Source organism: Rhizobium sp. BK289 (genome assembly GCF_014193575.1).
Classification (GTDB): domain Bacteria; phylum Pseudomonadota; class Alphaproteobacteria; order Rhizobiales; family Rhizobiaceae; genus Rhizobium; species Rhizobium tropici_C.
Map to the genome: position 1 here is coordinate 245,384 of NZ_JACHZO010000003.1, position 16,156 is coordinate 261,539.

The following is a 16,156-nucleotide window of genomic DNA, read 5'->3' on the forward strand; positions in this document are numbered from 1 at the left end:
CAGAGTGTTAAGTGTTGGGACATCTTTCTCCGCCCGCTTATCGATGCTGGCTGGAATCGGGCTTCTGGCCGCCTTCGCAGCCGGCGCTTTTCCCACATCGTCCAGGGCGGAAGACGCCGCGAAATCCTCATCCGATACATGGGTCGTCACCCTTGGGGCAACGGTGGAATACGGCCCCAGCTATGAGGGATCGAAGCGCTATTCCTTCAGCGCCCTGCCTTCCTTCGATATTCATCGCCTCGGAGAAGCCCAGGAATACAGCGCTCCGGATGATAATTTCGATTATCAGCTGCTCGATCTCGGTGGCCTCGAACTCGGTCCCGTGGTGGGCCTGCGCGATGACCGTTTCGATATCAACGACCTGCACCTGCAGAGCCAGCGCAAAGTGCGCTGGAATTTCGATGCGGGCGGCTTTGCCCAATATTGGCTGGCGGAAAACAAGCTGCGGTTTCGCACCGAGCTGCGCCAGTCGCTTTGGGGCGGAGACGGCCTGGTCGGTGATTTCGCGCTCGACTGGTTTCAGCCTGTCGGCGACAAATGGCTCTTGTCGGCCGGACCGCGCCTGTCGATGGCAAACGACATCTATATGCGCACCAATTTCGGCATCTCGGAGAGCGAGGCCGCAAGACATGGCCATATCGGTGCCTTCGATGCCGGCGCCGGTGTGAAGTCGCTCGGCTTCACGGTGGCCGCGACCTACACCATCTCGCCTGAATGGAACGTGCAGGTCTATGAGAAATACAATCGCCTGGTCGGCGATGCCGCTGATAGCCCGATCACCTCGCGCTTCGGCTCACCCAATCAGAACATCATCGGCTTCACGCTGAACCGAAGCTTCAACGTCAATTTCTAAGGCGCTGCGCGCTTCGCTTTCGGCAATGTAGTTGCGCGTCAGCGGAATGATGTCGTTTCGCTTGGTCATCTGGATCTGGAAGACGACGAGATCCTCATAGCGGAAGGCAGCCTCCGCCGTCGAAAGATAATATTCCCACATCCGGCAAAAGCGTTCGTCGTAAAGCCTGACGGCATCGTCCCAGCGCGCCATGAAGCGGGCCCGCCAGTGCTCCAGCGTCATCGCGTAATGCAGCCTGAGCACCTCGACATCGGTGATGGCGAGCCCCGCCGCTTCGATCTCCGGCACGATTTCGGACAGTGCCGGAATATAGCCGCCGGGAAAGATATATTTGTCGAGCCACGGCGTCGTGAAGCCGGGCGTCGCCGAACAGCCGATCGTATGCAGCACCATGATGCCGTCATCCTCGAGCAATTCAGCGCATTTGCGGAAGAAGGTGCGATAGGACGCCAGCCCGACATGCTCGAACATGCCGACGGAAACAATCCTGTCGAAGCGACCGGTGAGGCTGCGATAATCCCTTAGCGCGAACTGAACCTCCGCCGGCGTTCCCCCGGCCTTGTCGGCAACCCGCTTCGAGGCATAGTCGTGCTGTTCCTCGGAAAGGGTGACGCCAAGCACATAGCCGCCCGGCGCCTGCTCGGCCATATGCAGCGCCAGTCCGCCCCAGCCGCAGCCGATGTCGAGGATGCTGTTGTTCGGCTTAATCTGGAGCTTAGCGGCGAGATGCCGCTTCTTGGCAACCTGCGCATCATCGAGCGATTGGCCGGCATGCTCGAAATAGGCGCAGGAATATTGCCGGTCCGGATCGAGAAATAGCTCATAGAGCCGGCCATCGAGATCATAGTGATGGGCGACATTGGCCTTGGAACGTCCCGGCAGATTGCGGTGGCGAAAAATCCGCAGCTTCGTTCGGGCATGATCGATGATGCGGGCGATCAGCGGGTGAGTGCTGTTCTGCGCCTCGCGCAGCATCATCGCCACAAAATCGTAGAGCGTGCCCCGCTCGACGATGAAGCGCTCGTCCATATAGAGCTCACCGAGCCGCATATCGGCATCGATGAGGAATGCCCATTGCGCGCGGTCGTCGGCAAAGCGGACTCGAACAGGCTCGCCGGTGCCGTCACCGAATGCCAGCACCCGGCCGCTCGCCGTCATCACGGTCAGATTGCCCCGCGTGACGATCGACGACAGCGCGCGCTTTACGCACCAGTCCGCCAGGCCGGAGAAAACAGCATTACCCCTGGGGCGTTTTTCAGCGTGAGAACCGGGCATCATCCATCCTTGCCGACGCTACTGCGCAGACCATCGCGCTTGACGTGCCAGTCATCCTGCTCTCCCGGCGCCACATTGGCACCCGCAATCAGCCAGACCCCCAGCAGGATCAAGCCGCTGCCGATCACCTGCAGGGCGACGATCCGCTCGCCAAAGACGAACCATCCCGTCGCGATGATCAGCACATAGCTGACGCCGGAAAGTGGAAAGGCACGGCTGAGGTCGAGCTCCGCAAGCACGTTCATCCAGATGAAAAAGCAGGCGATCTCGACGGCGATAGCCGCCAGAATCCAATAGGACGAGAGCGCCTGCCAGAGCCAGCCCTCGATGCTGCCGTCGCTAAGTTGCTCCGCCCCATGCTTGATGAAGAATTGAAACAGGGTGTTGAGCACCGGCACAGCAAGCCAGGAAAAGCGCATCGGCATCACGCATCCGCCTCGTCTGTCGAGAACATCGGTGACACCAGCCGCAGCAATCCCTGGAGGAAGGGATTGCGATGGCGGAAATACATCGCATTGGCGGTCAGCTTGCTGCCGAGACGCACCTTGTTCTCATAATAGGCCTGGCCGCTCTGGTAGCGGCTGAGGCCGTTGTCCAGGCAATATCGCAGATTGGTGAACCAACTCAGGAAATAGAGATTGTAAGGCCGGCCTTTTTCTCCATCCATGCAGAAGAACTTGTCGATTGCCACCTGCTCATCATGCACGATCAGATTGGCGGCCAGCAGTCTGTCTTCGACGAAGTAAAAGGCGCAGAAGGAACGACCGCTCATGCCGCGGAGAATGCCCTGGAAATAGTCCTGCGTCAGCTCTTCGAACTGCCATTCGCTGCGATTGCGGGTGTCGTGATAAAGCGCCATAACCTCAGGCAGGAACTCGCCGAAATCCGTGCGGATCTCCACCCGCACCTGCTCGAAGGATTTCATCTTGCGGCGCATATCCTTGCGGGTGCCGGAGGAGAGCCTGGCGAGGTATTCGTCGATCGTCTTGAAATCGATATCGAGCCAGGCCGTCGGAAGGCTGCCGATCGAGGCATAGCCGCGGGCGGCGAACAGCGCGTCGAATTCGGCAGAGGTCGGTTCGGGAATATCCTTGAGGCCGATCAGCCCGCAATGCTCCGTCGCGGCGACCTGCTCGAAAAAGGACAGCAACTCCGCCAGCAAGGCGCTGCGGCGCTCGCCTTCGACATCGGGATGAAAGCCGATCGAGCCGGTTTCGGTGCACGGCGACCCGAGGCAGGCAAGGCGCAGCTTCAGGAACTTCGGAAAATAGCGCTGGACCTTGCGCACGGATCTGCGCAGAAGTCCCTCCTCCAGCGTCGTATCGAGCGCATAGAGGCAGAGAAAGGCCGGCATAGCGGCACTGACCCGTCCGTCTTCGGCGATGGTGATATAGCGCCATTCGAAGCCTTCGAGGCCAGCCTCTTCGATGGCGAGCAGGCAATCATAATCCTCGACCTGGCCTTGGAAGCAGGCATTCCATGCATCCCGGCCGATGGCGCGGATGCTGAAATGAACCTCGGCCACCGGCTTGCCGGCCGGCTGCGGCATCACTTTAAGCAGCGGCTGCGACATGGCGCGCCTCGAAGAAATCTGCGGTGTAATCGGCCACCTGGCGATGCTGCCGGTCGACATGGATCATGTGATAGCTGTCCGTGATCCACTTCAACTCGTGCGGAGCGCCGATATGCTCCGAAATGTAACGGGCATGTTTCGGACTGGCGAGATCGTCCTCCTCGGCATGCAGGATCAGCGTCGGCGTCTGCATCTTCGGCAGCATGCCGCGAAGGGTCTGACCCAGCCGATGCATCTCGACCAGGCCCTTGCCGGGGAATTTTTCCAACACGCCTTCGCTCGCCATGCCTTCGATCAGCCGGCGCATGCGCTCGTCCTTGATCCCGAGCGAGGTCGTTTCGCTGAAGCTCAGTCGGTCGAGGAAGGGAATGCGCGACAGCCAGCCGATCTGGGAGGCCAGCAGCGGATAGTAGAAGGGAACATCCCACCCGTCATAACTGAAGCAGGGAGAGTAGATCGCTACGGCACTGATCGCCTGCTTCCGTTCGGCAGCGAGCATCGCCAGCTTGCCGCCGACGCAGATACCGGCGGCAAAGACCTCCTGCGTTCTCGCCCCGAGAAACTCCGATGCGCTGACGACGGAGTCCAGCCAGTCTTCCCAGCGTGTCCCGCGCAGCGTTTTCGCATCCGCGCCATGGCCGGCGAGCAACGGCGCATAGATGCTGTAGCCCCTGCGGTTGAGGTGACGGGCAACCAGCTTCATCTCGGCCGGCGCGCCCGTCAGGCCGTGAATCAGAAGAACGCCTTTACCGTTTGAGCCCTCCATGAAGAAGCTCAATTCGTCATGTTTCATGAGTGAGCTCCGACGGCCGGTTTTCCTTGGCCATGAAGCCAAGCGCATGGCAGGTGCTGATCACATGCGTGCCGTTCTTCTCCTGCTCGTCCTTGATCTGTTCGTGCAGCGCCTGCAGCTTTGTCCAATGCGTACGCGGGCGATAATGGTGCTCCGCATGATAGCCGTTGCCGAACCAAAGCCAGTTGTAGAAGGATTTATGGCTCGAAACGCCCCAGGCGATCGGCTCGTCGGGATCGCCGTTCAGATGCTCGTAATAGCCGTTCAGCGACGACAGGCAGTTGCCGATATAGTAGAACGGCACGAAGAACAGCACCGCCTTCCAGTCGTAAAGCAGCGCAAGCGCCGCAAGCCCCAGGAAGAAATAGAGCTCGAATCGGCCCCAGGCCGCATCGAACGGACGGTTGCGGGCAATGGCCTTGTGAATGTCGCCGAGGCTATCGCGGAAGAAGCTGAGGAACGTGTAGGACCAGACGTTTTCCGGTTCGCCGTCACGCCCATAGCGATAGATCGACAGGAGATCGACGGTCTCGCCCTTTTCGTTGGGACGGTCGCTGTTGCCGGAGTGATGGCGCATATGCACCCAATGATAATAGGTCTGCGAAAAGCCGATCGCGACCGACTCCAGCAGGCTGAAACCGTAGTTCATCCAGCGCGGTTTGAAATAGGGCGTATGGATGAAATTGTGCGATATGCTGTTGATGTTCCAGGAGATCGAAACGGCATAAAGGCAGCCGAGAACGGCCGAGAGCCAAAGCGGCCGGCTTTCGAAGCCGATGATCAGATAGACATCGAAGGCGAGATGAGCGACGGCCGCCAGAACCGGCGCGAGATCCCATCGGGTGTGCGCAAAGATTTTCATAGTCCGGTAACTCCCACACAAGCCACGCCGGCGGTCACGAGAAACACGCCGGTCGCATGGCGCAGGTTGATGTTTTCCTTGAAGATGACAGCGCCGGCGAGCACGATGACGACATAGCTCAGCGCCATCAACGGGAAGGCGATGGTCAAGGGGACGCGCTCCAGAACGGCCGTCCAGGCGAAAAGCTCCACGGCCCAGAACAGAATGCCGAGCCAGGCGATCGGCTTGGCCAGCGCCGAAAGCAGAGCGCTCTCGCTGGCCGATTGCTTGAAGCAGACCTCACGGGCGGTCTCCGCGAGCACGCAAAACAGGATGAGCCCAAGCATGGGAAACGTCAGGCTGCCGGTCATTGCATATACTCCGCCAGCACTTCCAGCAGCGCATGGTTGGCGGCGCTGTTGATGTTCCTCGTCGTTTCCGCGCCCTGACGCATGCGCGGCTGATCGATCAAGATCTCGGCGCGCTTCATGAACTGGGTCCGCAGGCTGCCAGCATAGCTCGGGGTCGAATAATCCCCGATGACATCGGCGCCGATGATGCGGTGACGGCTGCCGATTTCGCTGATCAGGGAGAGGAGATAGGGTAACCGCATGCGGCCCTGATCCCAATTGGTCACGGCGTCGTCGGCCGCCAGCACATCCTTGTCGATGGTGACGTAGACGGCCTCGGTGCGAATGCGGCTGAGCATGCGGTCGATGAAGTTCTCCTCGCCGATCTCGGCGATCGATTTCCAATGCAGCGCGCCCTTTTCCTGCTGGTAGCTGGCGCCGTTGCCGTAATCGGCCAGCACACGGCTCGGTGGATGTTCGTAAGGGTAGAGTTCCAGCTTGCCTTCACCGAGCCAGTGCAGGTTCGCTCCCTTGCGCTCCGGGCTGCGAAGATCGCTGCTGCAGACGCCGATCGTGATGACCTTCTGGATATTGCGATTGGCAAGCGCCCTGTTGACCCAGGAGCCGCAATGCATGCCGCCATCGAATTTCACCCAATCCGGATGGTTGTCGAAATGGATCAGCGTCGCCGGGCCGGGGTGACGCTCCAGCGCACCTTCGAGCAGCAGTGCCGTGATGTGATGGAAATCACCGGACCCCATGAAGCATAGCTGCGGATCCTTGCTCATCGCCGGCCCGTTCCTGACGATCTCTCGGCTGAGGTCGTCAAGGGCGCCCTGCTTGCCCCACAGCCGAACGAGCTGCCCCGCATCCTTGCCGAAATACTGGTGCGCGCCCGCGAATTTGCAGGCACGCACGAAGTCTGGCTGCAACTCCAATGCATCGTCGAGATGGAGAAGCAGGAGCTGCACCGTCTTATCTCCGGGCAGCGCGCGTCAGGAGCTGGTCGAGAAGCGCAAGCGCCAGATCGATCTCCTCGCGGGTGATGAGCAGGTTGGGCGCGAAGGTGATGACGTTCTTGTGATAGCCGCCGACGTCGAGTACGAGGCCGTAGCTCTTGGAGCCGACCTGCATATCGCCCTTCATGCCTTCGTCGCACATCCAGTCCATCGTCGCCTTGTCGGGCGTATAGCTGTCGTCCTTGCAGATTTCCATGCGCAGCGCCAGGCCGAGACCATCGACTTCGCCGACAATGGCATGGCGCTTCTGCAGCTGCTTCAGCCCGTCGAGGAAATGCGCGCCCTTTTCCATGATCGCAGCGCCAAAATCCTGCTCTTCCAGCATCTTCATCGTTTCGAGCGCAACGGCGGTTCCCATCGGGTTGCTGGCGAAGGTCGAATGCGTGGAGCCGGGCGGGAAGATCTCCGGATTGATCATCTCTTCGCGGGCCCAGACGCCGGAAAGCGGATTGAGGCCATTGGTGATCGCCTTGCCGAAGATCAGCGCATCCGGCGAAACGCCGAAATGCTCGATCGACCAGAGCTTGCCGGTGCGGTAGACGCCCATCTGGATTTCATCGACGATGAGAAGGATACCGTGATCGTCTAGCACCTTCTTCAGTTCGACAAAGAAGTTCATCGGCGGAATGACGTAGCCACCGGTGCCCTGGATCGGCTCGATATAGAAAGCGGCATATTCGGACTTGCCGGCCTTCGGATCCCAGACGCCGTTGTATTCGCTTTCGAACAGGCGGGCGAACTTCTGGACGCAATAGTGCCCGTATTCTTCCTTCGACATCCCCTTCGGGCCGCGGAAATAGTAGGGAAATTCGACGAACTGAGCGCGGTCGCCGAAATGGCCATAGCGGCGGCGGTAGCGATAGCTCGATGTGATCGCCGAGGCGCCGAGCGTGCGGCCGTGATAGCCGCCCTCGAAGGCGAACATCAGGCTCTTGCCACCTGTGTAATTGCGCACGAGCTTCAGGGAATCCTCGACAGCCTGAGAACCGCCGACGTTGAAGTGAACGCGGCCCTTGCGGCCGAACTTGCGCTCGGCGTCCTGGGCGATCATCGCGGCAAGCTCCACCTTTTCACGGTGTAGATACTGCGAGGCGACCTGCGGGAGACGGTCGAGCTGGCGATGAGCCGCCTCGTTCAGGCGCTCGTTGCGATAGCCGAAATTGACAGCGGAGTACCACATCTGCAGATCGAGGAACGGCGTGCCGGTCCGGTCGTAGACGAAGGAGCCTTCGCATTCCTCGAAGAATTTGGGCTTGTCCGTATAGTGAACCGTATCGCCATGGGAGCAATAGAGCTCTTCGAGGGCGCGCAGTTCCTCTTCCGAGCGGACGGACTCGGTCTCGCCGTTGAAGGCTTCGGCTAGATTCGTTTTCATTCAATGCCTCTTGGTCTGGTTCACGCCGTCTTGACTTGCGGCAGTGTACGGGAGCGTCGCTCGACGCTCGGGAGAACGGCTTCCATCTTTGGAAGCAGGTCGAAAAAATCGTTGAAACCGACATAGGGGATGCCGTTTTCCTCGCAGTAATCGACAAGCTTGGCCTTGGCGAAAACGAGGTCGACCTTGTCGGAAACACAGAAGTCGCTGCGCCCGTCGCCGATGTAGACCTGCAGGCCGTGGCTATCGACGACGCGGCATTTGCAGACACCGGCACCCGATACGCAGCCGATTGCCGTAAATGGTGGAAACAGCGAATAGGATTCGCGGCCCTGGGAGACGCTGCAGGTGAGCACATTGGCGATGATCGGCAGGCCGTCCATGCCGTGGCGTGCCAGAATGCGGCGGATGAAATAGTCGACACCATCGCTGACGATGGTGACGGGCAGATCGCCACGGCGGCAGAAGGACAGGAAGGCTTCGAAGCCCGGATCGATCGCCAGTGTATCGAGAAACCGGTCAAGCTCGCCCCGGCTTGCCTGGATGAGAGCGATCTGCCGGCGCATGCATTCGCCGGAGCCGATCAGCCCCTGCTTCCATAGCCGCTCGATATCTTCCCACTCGGGGCCGGCGAAACGGGACAGCACCATATCCGTCGCGTCTTCGATGGATATGGTTCCATCAAAATCGCAAAACACCCGCATGAAATACCCTTTCGCCTTATCGTGAGTTGCGTCTAACAACCTCAGATGAGCCGTGCATGAGGGGAAAATGATGCGAAAATGAAAACCGGGGTTGTGTTGGCTTTTAGCTCAAGGGCAATCTTAGATCGACCTGAAGGCCATTTCCCCAACGCGGCGTGGAAAGCTCCACGGCGGCCGCAAGGCGGTCGGCGGTATCCGCGACAATCGCAAGGCCGAGTCCTGCCCCTTCCGTATGAAGCGTGTTGAGGCGATAGAAGCGCTGGAACACCGCCTCCCTCTCATGGGGTGGAATGCCAGGTCCGCTGTCGCTGATCGAGATGCGGCCGAAGCTTTCCTCCGACGAAATCGAAACTCTGATCTCACCGCCGACCGGCGTATACTTGATGGCATTATCAAGCAGATTCGTCACCATCATGCGCATCAGCGATTCATCTGTCCTGATCTGGATCTTTTCGTCGCCTTCCAACACCACGTCGAGGTCGCGATCGGTGATGATATTGCCGAATTCGGCGATCAGCGACGCGACCCAATGATAAAGCGTCACGGAGGTCAGATTAAGGGGATGATGGCTGACCCTGGCAAGCCGCAGCAACTGCTCGATCAGGTGGATGGTGCGGTTGTTGCTGGCGACGAGATCCGAAATGATCGCCTGCCGTTCATGGTCGCTATCGCTGTTTTCGAGCATGCGCAGCAGAAGCTTCACGCTTGCCTGCGGGGTGCGCAGCTGATGTGCGGCAAGATCGGAAAAACGGCGCTCCAGTGTCAGCGACTGGCCGAGTTTTTCCAATAGCTGGTTGATCGAGCGGCCGAGCGGCAGCAGATCGCGCGGCAGGCCTTCCACGGGAATGGCCGAGAGATCGTCCGGCGACCGCGTGCGGATCTGCCGCACCAGGCCGTGAATCGTGCGCAGGCCGCTATTGATGCCGAGCCAGATGAGAAAGCCGATGACAGGCACCAGCATCAGCAGCGGAAAGAAGAGATTTAGCAGGATGTTGGAGACGAGCGTTTCGCGAAGCGCGATCTTCTCGCCAAGCTCGATAACGATGGTGGTGTTCGGGATCGGCAGCGAATAGACGCGCCATTCGTCGCCGCCATAGGTCAGGGTCGTAAATCCCACCTTCTGCTGCGGAACATCGGACAGGAAGGCCGTGCTGCTGTAGAAGCGGATCTTGCCGTCGACCCAGGCGCGGAACATATGTGCATCGGCATAATCGTCGGCGTCTTCGTTGAAAGCCAGCTGATTGTCCATGTTGAAGTCGATATCGTCGATCTGCTTGGCACTATGGTCCGGATTCTTCTCCAGCGGCCGGCGCAGCAGGCTCCAGATCACATTGGCATCATCGATCAGCTGGGCATCGTAGATATTGTTGATTTCCCGCGTCGCGCTGTTGAAGGCGAAGGCGGCGATCACGACGATCGTCACCACGACGACAGGCGCGATGCGCAGGAACAGTTTGCGGGTCAGCGTGGAATTGTTCATCGCTCGATCATGTAGCCGACGCCGCGGATCGACTTGATGAAATCGGTGCCGAGTTTCTTACGCAGATTGTAGATTGTCACTTCGATTGTGTTGCTCTCGACAGTATTTTCGGCATCGTAAAGCGCATATTCGATGTCATTCTTCGTCACGTAGCGGCCGCTGCGCTCCATCAGCAGCTTCAGCAGATGGAATTCCTTCGCCGTGGTATGCACCTGAACACTGCCCTTGCGGGCGACCATGGCGGACGGATCGACCTCGACCTCGCCGCAGCGAATGACGCTCTCGGTGCGTCCGTCCCGCCGACGGATGAGCGCGCGCAGCCGCGCCAGCAGCTCATCGAGATCGAAGGGCTTCACCAGATAATCATCGGCGCCTTCATCGAGACCTTCGACCTTCTGGCGTACGGAATCCATCGCCGTCAGCAAAAGCACGGGCACGGAATTTCCCCGCTGCCGGATGCGCCGCAAAACTTCCATGCCGCTCAGTTGCGGCAGATTGATATCGAGGACGATCGCCGCGAAATGCGAATTCTCCGCCGCCTCCAGACCGGATTCGCCGTCGCGCATCCAGTCGACGCCGTAGGCATGCTTTTCCAAGGCCTTCTTGAGCGATGATCCGAGGATATTGTCGTCTTCAACAAGCAGAACCCGCACGACCAACCTCACTTAGCCGAATTTATAGCCGATGTGAGCCGCAATGAAGCGGCCATGTGGCAAAGCTATGACGGATCATTTCCACCTGGCAAGAGCTGTGAGAAAAGCCCACCGGCCCGTCGGTCAACGCGCCGGCAAGCCGGAGGGACGAGACCAACCGGCCGGCAGCGTCAAAGCCGTGCATCGATCAGGCATTCGGCAAGGTGCTTTTTGGCAGGATTTCGATCGGGCGACTGCAATATCCCGATCTCGCGATAGAAGGTTTCCTCGGCGAGCGACACCATACGCACCGGCGCAGCGGTAGGCGGGCTGCCATCGACGATCGGCAGCAGCGCCACGCCCAACCCGCATGCGACGAGGGCCGACATCCCCGCTACGTCGTCGATCTCGATTGCCTCGTTGGGCTCGATCGAATGTGCCCGCAGAAACCGATCGACCTGCCGTCCTCCGAAGGAGCCACGGTCATAACGGATGAACGGCTGTTCGCGCAGCAATATCCGCCAATCGTCGCCCTCCAGCCATTCGGGAACGGCCAGCGCATAAGGCTCACGCAGCAGCGGCTGCCATACGAGGTTCTTCGGCAGGCCGAAAGGAGGCTCGATGAGTACCGCGAGATCGAGCTCGCCTGCATCGATCAAATCGAGCAGATGAAGAGAGACGCCGGGAACGATACGAACGCGGGTGTTCCCAAACCGCTGCCGAAACGGCGCGAGCGCACGCGCCAGTATCGCCGACTGAACCGAGGCGATGGCGCCGATGCGGAGCTGGCCGCCCGATGCGTCATCGGCGGGATCGGCGATATGGTCGAACATCGCGATGATGGTCTTGGCGCGCTCGAGCGTTCTCAAGCCGGCGGCGTTCAACACTGCGGAACGGCCCGTCCGCTCGAACAGCGCTGTCCCGAGCCTTTCCTCCAGCCGTTTCATCTGGCCGCTGACCGCAGCCTGGGTAAGCCCGATCCGCTCTCCCGCGGCGGCAAATGTCCCAAAGCGGGCGACTGCGACCAAGGTTTTAAGTTCAGGAATCATGATTCATAATTTTTCCTATGTCTCAGCATCATGATATACAGTTTTTCATAGAAAAAAATGTACCTTATCCATGACTGCATCGAGTTCGCACGTCAGGAGACGATCATGAGCGCAGCACCCCTCCATCCGTTTCATCTCGCATTCCCCGTCAACGATCTTGCCGCGGCGCGTACTTTCTATGGCGGCCTTCTCGGCTGCCCCGAGGGTCGAAGCTCACCCGACTGGATCGATTTCAATTTCTACGGCCATCAGATCGTCGCCCATCTGGCGCCGGACGAAACCGGGGAAGTGGCCGCCAATGCCGTCGATGGCCACGGCGTCCCCGTCCGCCATTTCGGCGTGGTTCTGTCGATGGAGGAATGGGAGGCAGCGGCCGAGAAGCTGACGAAGGCCAACATCGATTTCGTCATCAAGCCATATATCCGCTTCCGCGGCGAGCCAGGGGAACAGGCGACCATGTTCTTCAAGGACCCCAGCGGCAACGCCATCGAGATGAAGGCCTTTGCCGACATCAACAACTTGTTTGCCAAATAGACGCACAGCGCTCGCGATATGAGCATCCGCGGCCTTGGCATAGTGCGATGCTCATATCCTTCGCCAGTCGCCTAGACTGCGGTCGAACCAATGGCATCGACCGCCCGATCACGCATCCCCAGCTTGCCCATGGCCGCCTCCAGCACAGCGAAGATCCGTGCATCGGTCGCCTGCGCCACATTGAAGCGCATGAAACGGCCTGCTGTGTCGGAAACGCTGAAGGCATTGCCAGGCGCTAGAATAATGCCCTCGGCAAGGCAGGCGCGGGCGACATCGGCCGCATCCAGCCCTTCGGGCAGCCGGCACCAGAGAAACATGCCTGCCTGCGGCTTGAGCCAGGGCACGATGCCGATAGCCTCGAGACGTGCCGCCACCTCGGCCATGGTCTTTGCAAGCCGCACGCGCAGCGCTTCGACATGCTTGCGATAGCCGCCGTCCTTCAATGCCACATAAACGAGCTCCGCCGACAATTGCCCGCAGCTGAAACTGCTTGCGACCTTGAGATCGACGAGACCGTCGATCCAGTCGGGCTTGGTGGCAATGAAGCCGCAGCGCACGGAGGCCGAGAGCGTCTTCGAAAAACTGCCGATATGAATCACCCGGTCGAGCCCGTCATAGGCGGCGAGACGCGGGGCTGGAACAGTCTCGAAATCGGCGAAGATATCGTCCTCGATGATGATCAGCCCGAAAGCATCCGCAAGCTTCAGCAGCCGATGCGCCGTCACGGGCGAAATCGCGGCGCCGGTCGGGTTATGAATGGCCGAATTGGTGATGTAGAGCCGCGGCTTATGCCGTTCGAGGGCCTGACCGAACAGCTCGATATCCGGCCCCGTGGGCGTGAATGACACCGAGACGACATTGGCGCGGTGCGCCCGCAGCAGCGCATGGAAATTGAAATAGCAGGGATCGTCCACCAGTACGGTATCGCCGGGCTCGAGCAGAAAGCGGCAAAGGAGGTCAATCGCCTGCGTGCCGGACTCCGTCAACATAATCTGGTCCGGAGGCGCATTGATGCCATGTTCGCTAAGACGCCTGGCAAGCAGCTGCCGCAGAGGCGGCAGGCCGAGCGGCGTCCCATAATTGGCGAGCGTCCCGATATCGCCGCGCGCCAATGTCCGCATCGCGCGGCGCAAGGCCGTCTGCGGCAGCCAGGACGGGGGGAGCCAGCCGCAGCCGGGCTTCAAGACATCGTCGCTGACCTCTAGGGATTGCCGCGAGATCCACAGCGGATCGACATTGCGGTCCGATCTCGCTCCAGTCTCGGTGAGCGACAACGGCGGCAATGATCCGCAGACGTAAAAACCCGAGCCGGGGCGCGAACGGATCATACCCTCGGCAGCGAGCCGCTCATAGGCCTCGACCACGGTGGAAACCGAAACCTGCATCGTCTTGGCAAAACCGCGCACGGAGGGGAGCCGCGCACCCGGCACCAGGCTGCGGCTGGCGATCCGATCGGAAATCGCCGCCATCACCCCTTCGATCCGCGTATTTCCGCCAATGCCGGCTGTCGAGATATTATCCATCCGTACTGCACCTTCAACCATAACAGTTCGCATAAATTGTACTGTACCGTCTCTGGCTTGAGCAGGCAAATGCGCCGATACCCGCGGATATCAAGAAGGAGCATGTGCAATGGACAAGACGACGACAGGATGGATCTGCGGTTTGACGGGAGTGGTCATCTTTAGCGGCTCGCTACCGGCGACGCGGGTGGCCGTGATGGATTTCGATCCGCTGTTCCTGACCGTTGCCCGAGCCGTAATTGCCGGCCTGCTGGGTCTTGGCCTATTGCTCGCCTTTCGCGAAAAGCGCCCTAGCCGCGGCGATATCACCGCGCTTGCCATCGTTGCTCTCGGCTGCGTGGTCGGATTTCCGCTCTTGACGGCGCTGGCGCTGAAGCACGTCACCTCGGCGCATTCGATCGTCTTCATCGGCCTGCTGCCGCTGGCAACGGCAATCTTCGGCGTGCTGCGCGGCGGCGAGCGGCCACGCCCGGCCTTCTGGATCTTCTCCGCTGTCGGCAGCGCACTGGTCAGCGGCTATGCCCTGGCACAGGGCGTATCGGCCTCGCCGGTCGGAGATCTCCTGATGCTTGCAGCCGTTCTCGTCTGCGGACTTGGCTATGCCGAGGGTGCGGTGCTCTCGCGCCGGCTCGGCGGCTGGCAGGTCATCTGCTGGGCTCTCGTCCTGTCGCTGCCCGTCACCATTGCGCTCTGCCTCATGACCATGCCGCACAGCATCGACGGCATTGGCCGCCCGGCCTGGCTCGGCCTTACCTATGTCTCGCTCTTCAGCATGCTGATCGGCTTCATCTTCTGGTATCGGGGGCTCGCGCAGGGCGGCATCGCAGCCGTCGGCCAGCTGCAATTCCTCCAGCCCTTCTTCGGCTTCGCGCTTGCAGCGGCGCTGCTCAAGGAAAGCGTCAGCTGGTCGATGCTCGTTGTGACGATCGCCGTTGTCGGCTGTGTCGCCGGTGCCCGAAAATTCGCGCGCTGAACCATCGAGCCGAGCAAAGTCTTGCCGCTTGATCCTCTAAACCAAATAGTCTACTAAAAACATATCGGTTTAGAAGGAGCCAATCATGTCAACCCCACTGGTCCCGCCTTTCACCCGCGAAACCGCCATCGCTAAGGTCCGCATGGCCGAAGACGGCTGGAACAGCCGTGATCCGGAGCGCGTCTCCAAAGTCTATACGGAAGACAGCCAATGGCGGAACCGCGCCGAATTTCCGCGCGGCCGCAAGGAGATCGTCGAGTTCCTGACGCGCAAATGGGCAAAAGAACTCGACTATCGGTTGATCAAGGAACTCTGGGCCTTCGAGGGTAATCACATCGCCGTGCGCTTTGCCTATGAATGGCATGACGACAGCGGCCACTGGTTCCGCTCCTACGGTAACGAGAATTGGGAATTCGATGCCGACGGCTTGATGCAGCGCCGTTTTGCTTCCATCAACGACATGCCGATCAGGCAAGAAGACCGGAAGTTCCACTGGCCACTCGGTCGGCGGCCGGACGATCATCCGGGTCTTTCCGACCTCGGCCTTTGAGATGGTGCGTATTGTCTTCGAAAAACCCGACGCCATCGCCCTCGTCGCCGAAGTCTTTCGCGAACTCGGCTACGAAGGGGCGTCGATGAGTGAGATCACCGCCCGCACGAAACTGTCGAAAGGCAGCCTCTATCACTTCTTCCCCGGCGGCAAGGAGCAGATGGCGGCCGAGATCATGGCCCATATCGACGCCTGGTTCGTCAAGGAAATGTTCGAACCGCTCGAAGGGGGTGAGCCGCGCGCTGCCATTGGCCGCATGTGGGAGACGACGGACAGCTATTTCCGTTCCGGCCGCCGCGTCTGCCTGATCGGCGCTTTTGCATTGGATGAAACACGCAACCGTTTTTCCACCACCATCCGAGGTTATTTCCAGCGCTGGATCGAAGCGCTCGCCGGCGCTCTGCGCAAGGCGGGGCTGCCGGGCGCAGAGGCAAAAGCGCTTGCAGAAGAAGCCGTCGTCGGCATTCAGGGCGCATTGACACTTGCTAGGGCACTTGGCGATGAGACGATTTTCGGCAGGTCCCTTGCGCGGCTGAAGCAAAGACTGGAAACTGCAACCGATTAGCCCGTTCGGCCGATGCGAATCGCCGGCGGCCGCCCCGGCGGCACCAACGGGGTGATTCGTTTGCCTC

18 protein-coding genes are annotated in these 16,156 nt (G+C 60.1%); 5 read left to right on the forward strand and 13 right to left on the reverse strand.

The window, feature by feature from the left end; all coding sequences use genetic code 11:
- The first annotated feature begins 43 nt into the window (after positions 1–43).
- Positions 44–853, forward strand: coding sequence for a MipA/OmpV family protein (locus tag FHT84_RS07410; RefSeq protein ID WP_169645183.1), 810 nt, complete (start codon positions 44–46; stop codon positions 851–853).
- Here FHT84_RS07410 and FHT84_RS07415 read toward each other — a convergent pair.
- The 12 genes from FHT84_RS07415 to FHT84_RS07470 all read right to left on the reverse strand — a co-directional run bounded on the left by FHT84_RS07415 (position 794) and on the right by FHT84_RS07470 (position 11,944).
- Positions 794–2,128: a cyclopropane-fatty-acyl-phospholipid synthase family protein gene (locus tag FHT84_RS07415; RefSeq protein ID WP_112341448.1), complete on the reverse strand. Its 1,335-nt coding sequence runs from the start codon at positions 2,126–2,128 to the stop codon at positions 794–796. The two genes, FHT84_RS07410 and FHT84_RS07415, sit on opposite strands and share 60 nt — an antisense overlap.
- Positions 2,128–2,553 (reverse strand): EamA family transporter, encoded by a 426-nt coding sequence (locus tag FHT84_RS07420; protein WP_181592304.1) that lies wholly within the window; start codon positions 2,551–2,553, stop codon positions 2,128–2,130. The genes FHT84_RS07415 and FHT84_RS07420 overlap by 1 nt, the downstream gene beginning before the upstream one ends.
- Complete coding sequence (locus tag FHT84_RS07425) at positions 2,553–3,701, reverse strand: GNAT family N-acetyltransferase (protein ID WP_112341450.1); 1,149 nt, start codon at positions 3,699–3,701, stop codon at positions 2,553–2,555. Before FHT84_RS07425 ends, FHT84_RS07420 begins: the two co-directional genes overlap by 1 nt.
- Positions 3,682–4,494, reverse strand: a complete 813-nt coding sequence (locus FHT84_RS07430) for an alpha/beta fold hydrolase (RefSeq protein ID WP_112341451.1) — start codon at positions 4,492–4,494, stop codon at positions 3,682–3,684. Before FHT84_RS07430 ends, FHT84_RS07425 begins: the two co-directional genes overlap by 20 nt.
- Positions 4,484–5,356 carry a fatty acid desaturase gene (locus FHT84_RS07435; RefSeq protein WP_183761523.1) on the reverse strand — a complete coding sequence of 291 codons (873 nt, stop codon included), beginning with the start codon at positions 5,354–5,356 and terminating at the stop codon, positions 4,484–4,486. Before FHT84_RS07435 ends, FHT84_RS07430 begins: the two co-directional genes overlap by 11 nt.
- Complete coding sequence (locus FHT84_RS07440) at positions 5,353–5,706, reverse strand: EamA family transporter (protein ID WP_112341453.1); 354 nt, start codon at positions 5,704–5,706, stop codon at positions 5,353–5,355. The genes FHT84_RS07435 and FHT84_RS07440 overlap by 4 nt, the downstream gene beginning before the upstream one ends.
- Positions 5,703–6,656 carry an arginase family protein gene (locus FHT84_RS07445; RefSeq protein WP_112341454.1) on the reverse strand — a complete coding sequence of 318 codons (954 nt, stop codon included), beginning with the start codon at positions 6,654–6,656 and terminating at the stop codon, positions 5,703–5,705. Before FHT84_RS07445 ends, FHT84_RS07440 begins: the two co-directional genes overlap by 4 nt.
- Before the next feature lie 4 nt (positions 6,657–6,660).
- A complete protein-coding gene (locus tag FHT84_RS07450; protein ID WP_183761526.1) occupies positions 6,661–8,079 on the reverse strand; it encodes an aminotransferase class III-fold pyridoxal phosphate-dependent enzyme in 1,419 nt (472 codons plus the stop codon).
- Between the two features lie 20 nt (positions 8,080–8,099).
- Complete coding sequence (locus FHT84_RS07455) at positions 8,100–8,783, reverse strand: MtnX-like HAD-IB family phosphatase (RefSeq protein WP_183761529.1); 684 nt, start codon at positions 8,781–8,783, stop codon at positions 8,100–8,102.
- A 103-nt stretch (positions 8,784–8,886) separates the two neighbouring features.
- Positions 8,887–10,263, reverse strand: coding sequence for a HAMP domain-containing sensor histidine kinase (locus FHT84_RS07460; RefSeq protein WP_112341457.1), 1,377 nt, complete (start codon positions 10,261–10,263; stop codon positions 8,887–8,889).
- Positions 10,260–10,916, reverse strand: a complete 657-nt coding sequence (locus FHT84_RS07465) for a response regulator transcription factor (RefSeq protein ID WP_112341725.1) — start codon at positions 10,914–10,916, stop codon at positions 10,260–10,262. The genes FHT84_RS07460 and FHT84_RS07465 overlap by 4 nt, the downstream gene beginning before the upstream one ends.
- A gap of 170 nt (positions 10,917–11,086) precedes the next feature.
- On the reverse strand, positions 11,087–11,944 hold the full coding sequence (locus FHT84_RS07470; RefSeq protein ID WP_112341458.1) for a LysR family transcriptional regulator: 858 nt from the start codon (positions 11,942–11,944) through the stop codon (positions 11,087–11,089).
- A 105-nt stretch (positions 11,945–12,049) separates the two neighbouring features.
- Between FHT84_RS07470 and FHT84_RS07475 the strand changes: the two genes are divergently transcribed.
- Entirely contained in the window at positions 12,050–12,478 is a 429-nt protein-coding gene (locus tag FHT84_RS07475; RefSeq protein WP_112341726.1) for a VOC family protein, read from the forward strand.
- 71 nt (positions 12,479–12,549) lie between these two features.
- On the opposite strand, the gene FHT84_RS07480 is transcribed toward FHT84_RS07475, so the two are convergent.
- Positions 12,550–14,001 carry a PLP-dependent aminotransferase family protein gene (locus FHT84_RS07480; protein WP_246698482.1) on the reverse strand — a complete coding sequence of 484 codons (1,452 nt, stop codon included), beginning with the start codon at positions 13,999–14,001 and terminating at the stop codon, positions 12,550–12,552.
- Positions 14,002–14,110: 109 nt separating this feature from the next.
- Between FHT84_RS07480 and FHT84_RS07485 the strand changes: the two genes are divergently transcribed.
- The 3 genes from FHT84_RS07485 (at position 14,111) to FHT84_RS07495 (ending at position 16,089) form a co-directional block, all read left to right on the forward strand.
- Positions 14,111–14,974, forward strand: coding sequence for a DMT family transporter (locus FHT84_RS07485; RefSeq protein ID WP_112341460.1), 864 nt, complete (start codon positions 14,111–14,113; stop codon positions 14,972–14,974).
- Between the two features lie 85 nt (positions 14,975–15,059).
- Entirely contained in the window at positions 15,060–15,524 is a 465-nt protein-coding gene (locus tag FHT84_RS07490; RefSeq protein ID WP_113249652.1) for a nuclear transport factor 2 family protein, read from the forward strand.
- 1 nt (position 15,525) lies between these two features.
- Positions 15,526–16,089, forward strand: a complete 564-nt coding sequence (locus FHT84_RS07495; protein ID WP_145645012.1) for a TetR/AcrR family transcriptional regulator — start codon at positions 15,526–15,528, stop codon at positions 16,087–16,089.
- Positions 16,090–16,156: the final 67 nt, after the last annotated feature.

Bases quoted from the DNA above. Each gene is read 5' to 3' on its own strand.
- FHT84_RS07410 (WP_169645183.1), top strand. From the start codon at position 44: ATGCTGGCTGGAATCGGGCTTCTGGCCGCCTTCGCAGCCGGCGCTTTT.
- FHT84_RS07415 (WP_112341448.1), bottom strand. From the start codon at position 2,128: ATGCCCGGTTCTCACGCTGAAAAACGCCCCAGGGGTAATGCTGTTTTC.
- FHT84_RS07420 (WP_181592304.1), bottom strand. From the start codon at position 2,553: ATGCCGATGCGCTTTTCCTGGCTTGCTGTGCCGGTGCTCAACACCCTG.
- FHT84_RS07425 (WP_112341450.1), bottom strand. From the start codon at position 3,701: ATGTCGCAGCCGCTGCTTAAAGTGATGCCGCAGCCGGCCGGCAAGCCG.
- FHT84_RS07430 (WP_112341451.1), bottom strand. From the start codon at position 4,494: ATGAAACATGACGAATTGAGCTTCTTCATGGAGGGCTCAAACGGTAAA.
- FHT84_RS07435 (WP_183761523.1), bottom strand. From the start codon at position 5,356: ATGAAAATCTTTGCGCACACCCGATGGGATCTCGCGCCGGTTCTGGCG.
- FHT84_RS07440 (WP_112341453.1), bottom strand. From the start codon at position 5,706: ATGACCGGCAGCCTGACGTTTCCCATGCTTGGGCTCATCCTGTTTTGC.
- FHT84_RS07450 (WP_183761526.1), bottom strand. From the start codon at position 8,079: ATGAAAACGAATCTAGCCGAAGCCTTCAACGGCGAGACCGAGTCCGTC.
- FHT84_RS07455 (WP_183761529.1), bottom strand. From the start codon at position 8,783: ATGCGGGTGTTTTGCGATTTTGATGGAACCATATCCATCGAAGACGCG.
- FHT84_RS07460 (WP_112341457.1), bottom strand. From the start codon at position 10,263: ATGAACAATTCCACGCTGACCCGCAAACTGTTCCTGCGCATCGCGCCT.
- FHT84_RS07470 (WP_112341458.1), bottom strand. From the start codon at position 11,944: ATGATTCCTGAACTTAAAACCTTGGTCGCAGTCGCCCGCTTTGGGACA.
- FHT84_RS07475 (WP_112341726.1), top strand. From the start codon at position 12,050: ATGAGCGCAGCACCCCTCCATCCGTTTCATCTCGCATTCCCCGTCAAC.
- FHT84_RS07480 (WP_246698482.1), bottom strand. From the start codon at position 14,001: ATGGATAATATCTCGACAGCCGGCATTGGCGGAAATACGCGGATCGAA.
- FHT84_RS07485 (WP_112341460.1), top strand. From the start codon at position 14,111: ATGGACAAGACGACGACAGGATGGATCTGCGGTTTGACGGGAGTGGTC.
- FHT84_RS07490 (WP_113249652.1), top strand. From the start codon at position 15,060: ATGTCAACCCCACTGGTCCCGCCTTTCACCCGCGAAACCGCCATCGCT.
- FHT84_RS07495 (WP_145645012.1), top strand. From the start codon at position 15,526: ATGGTGCGTATTGTCTTCGAAAAACCCGACGCCATCGCCCTCGTCGCC.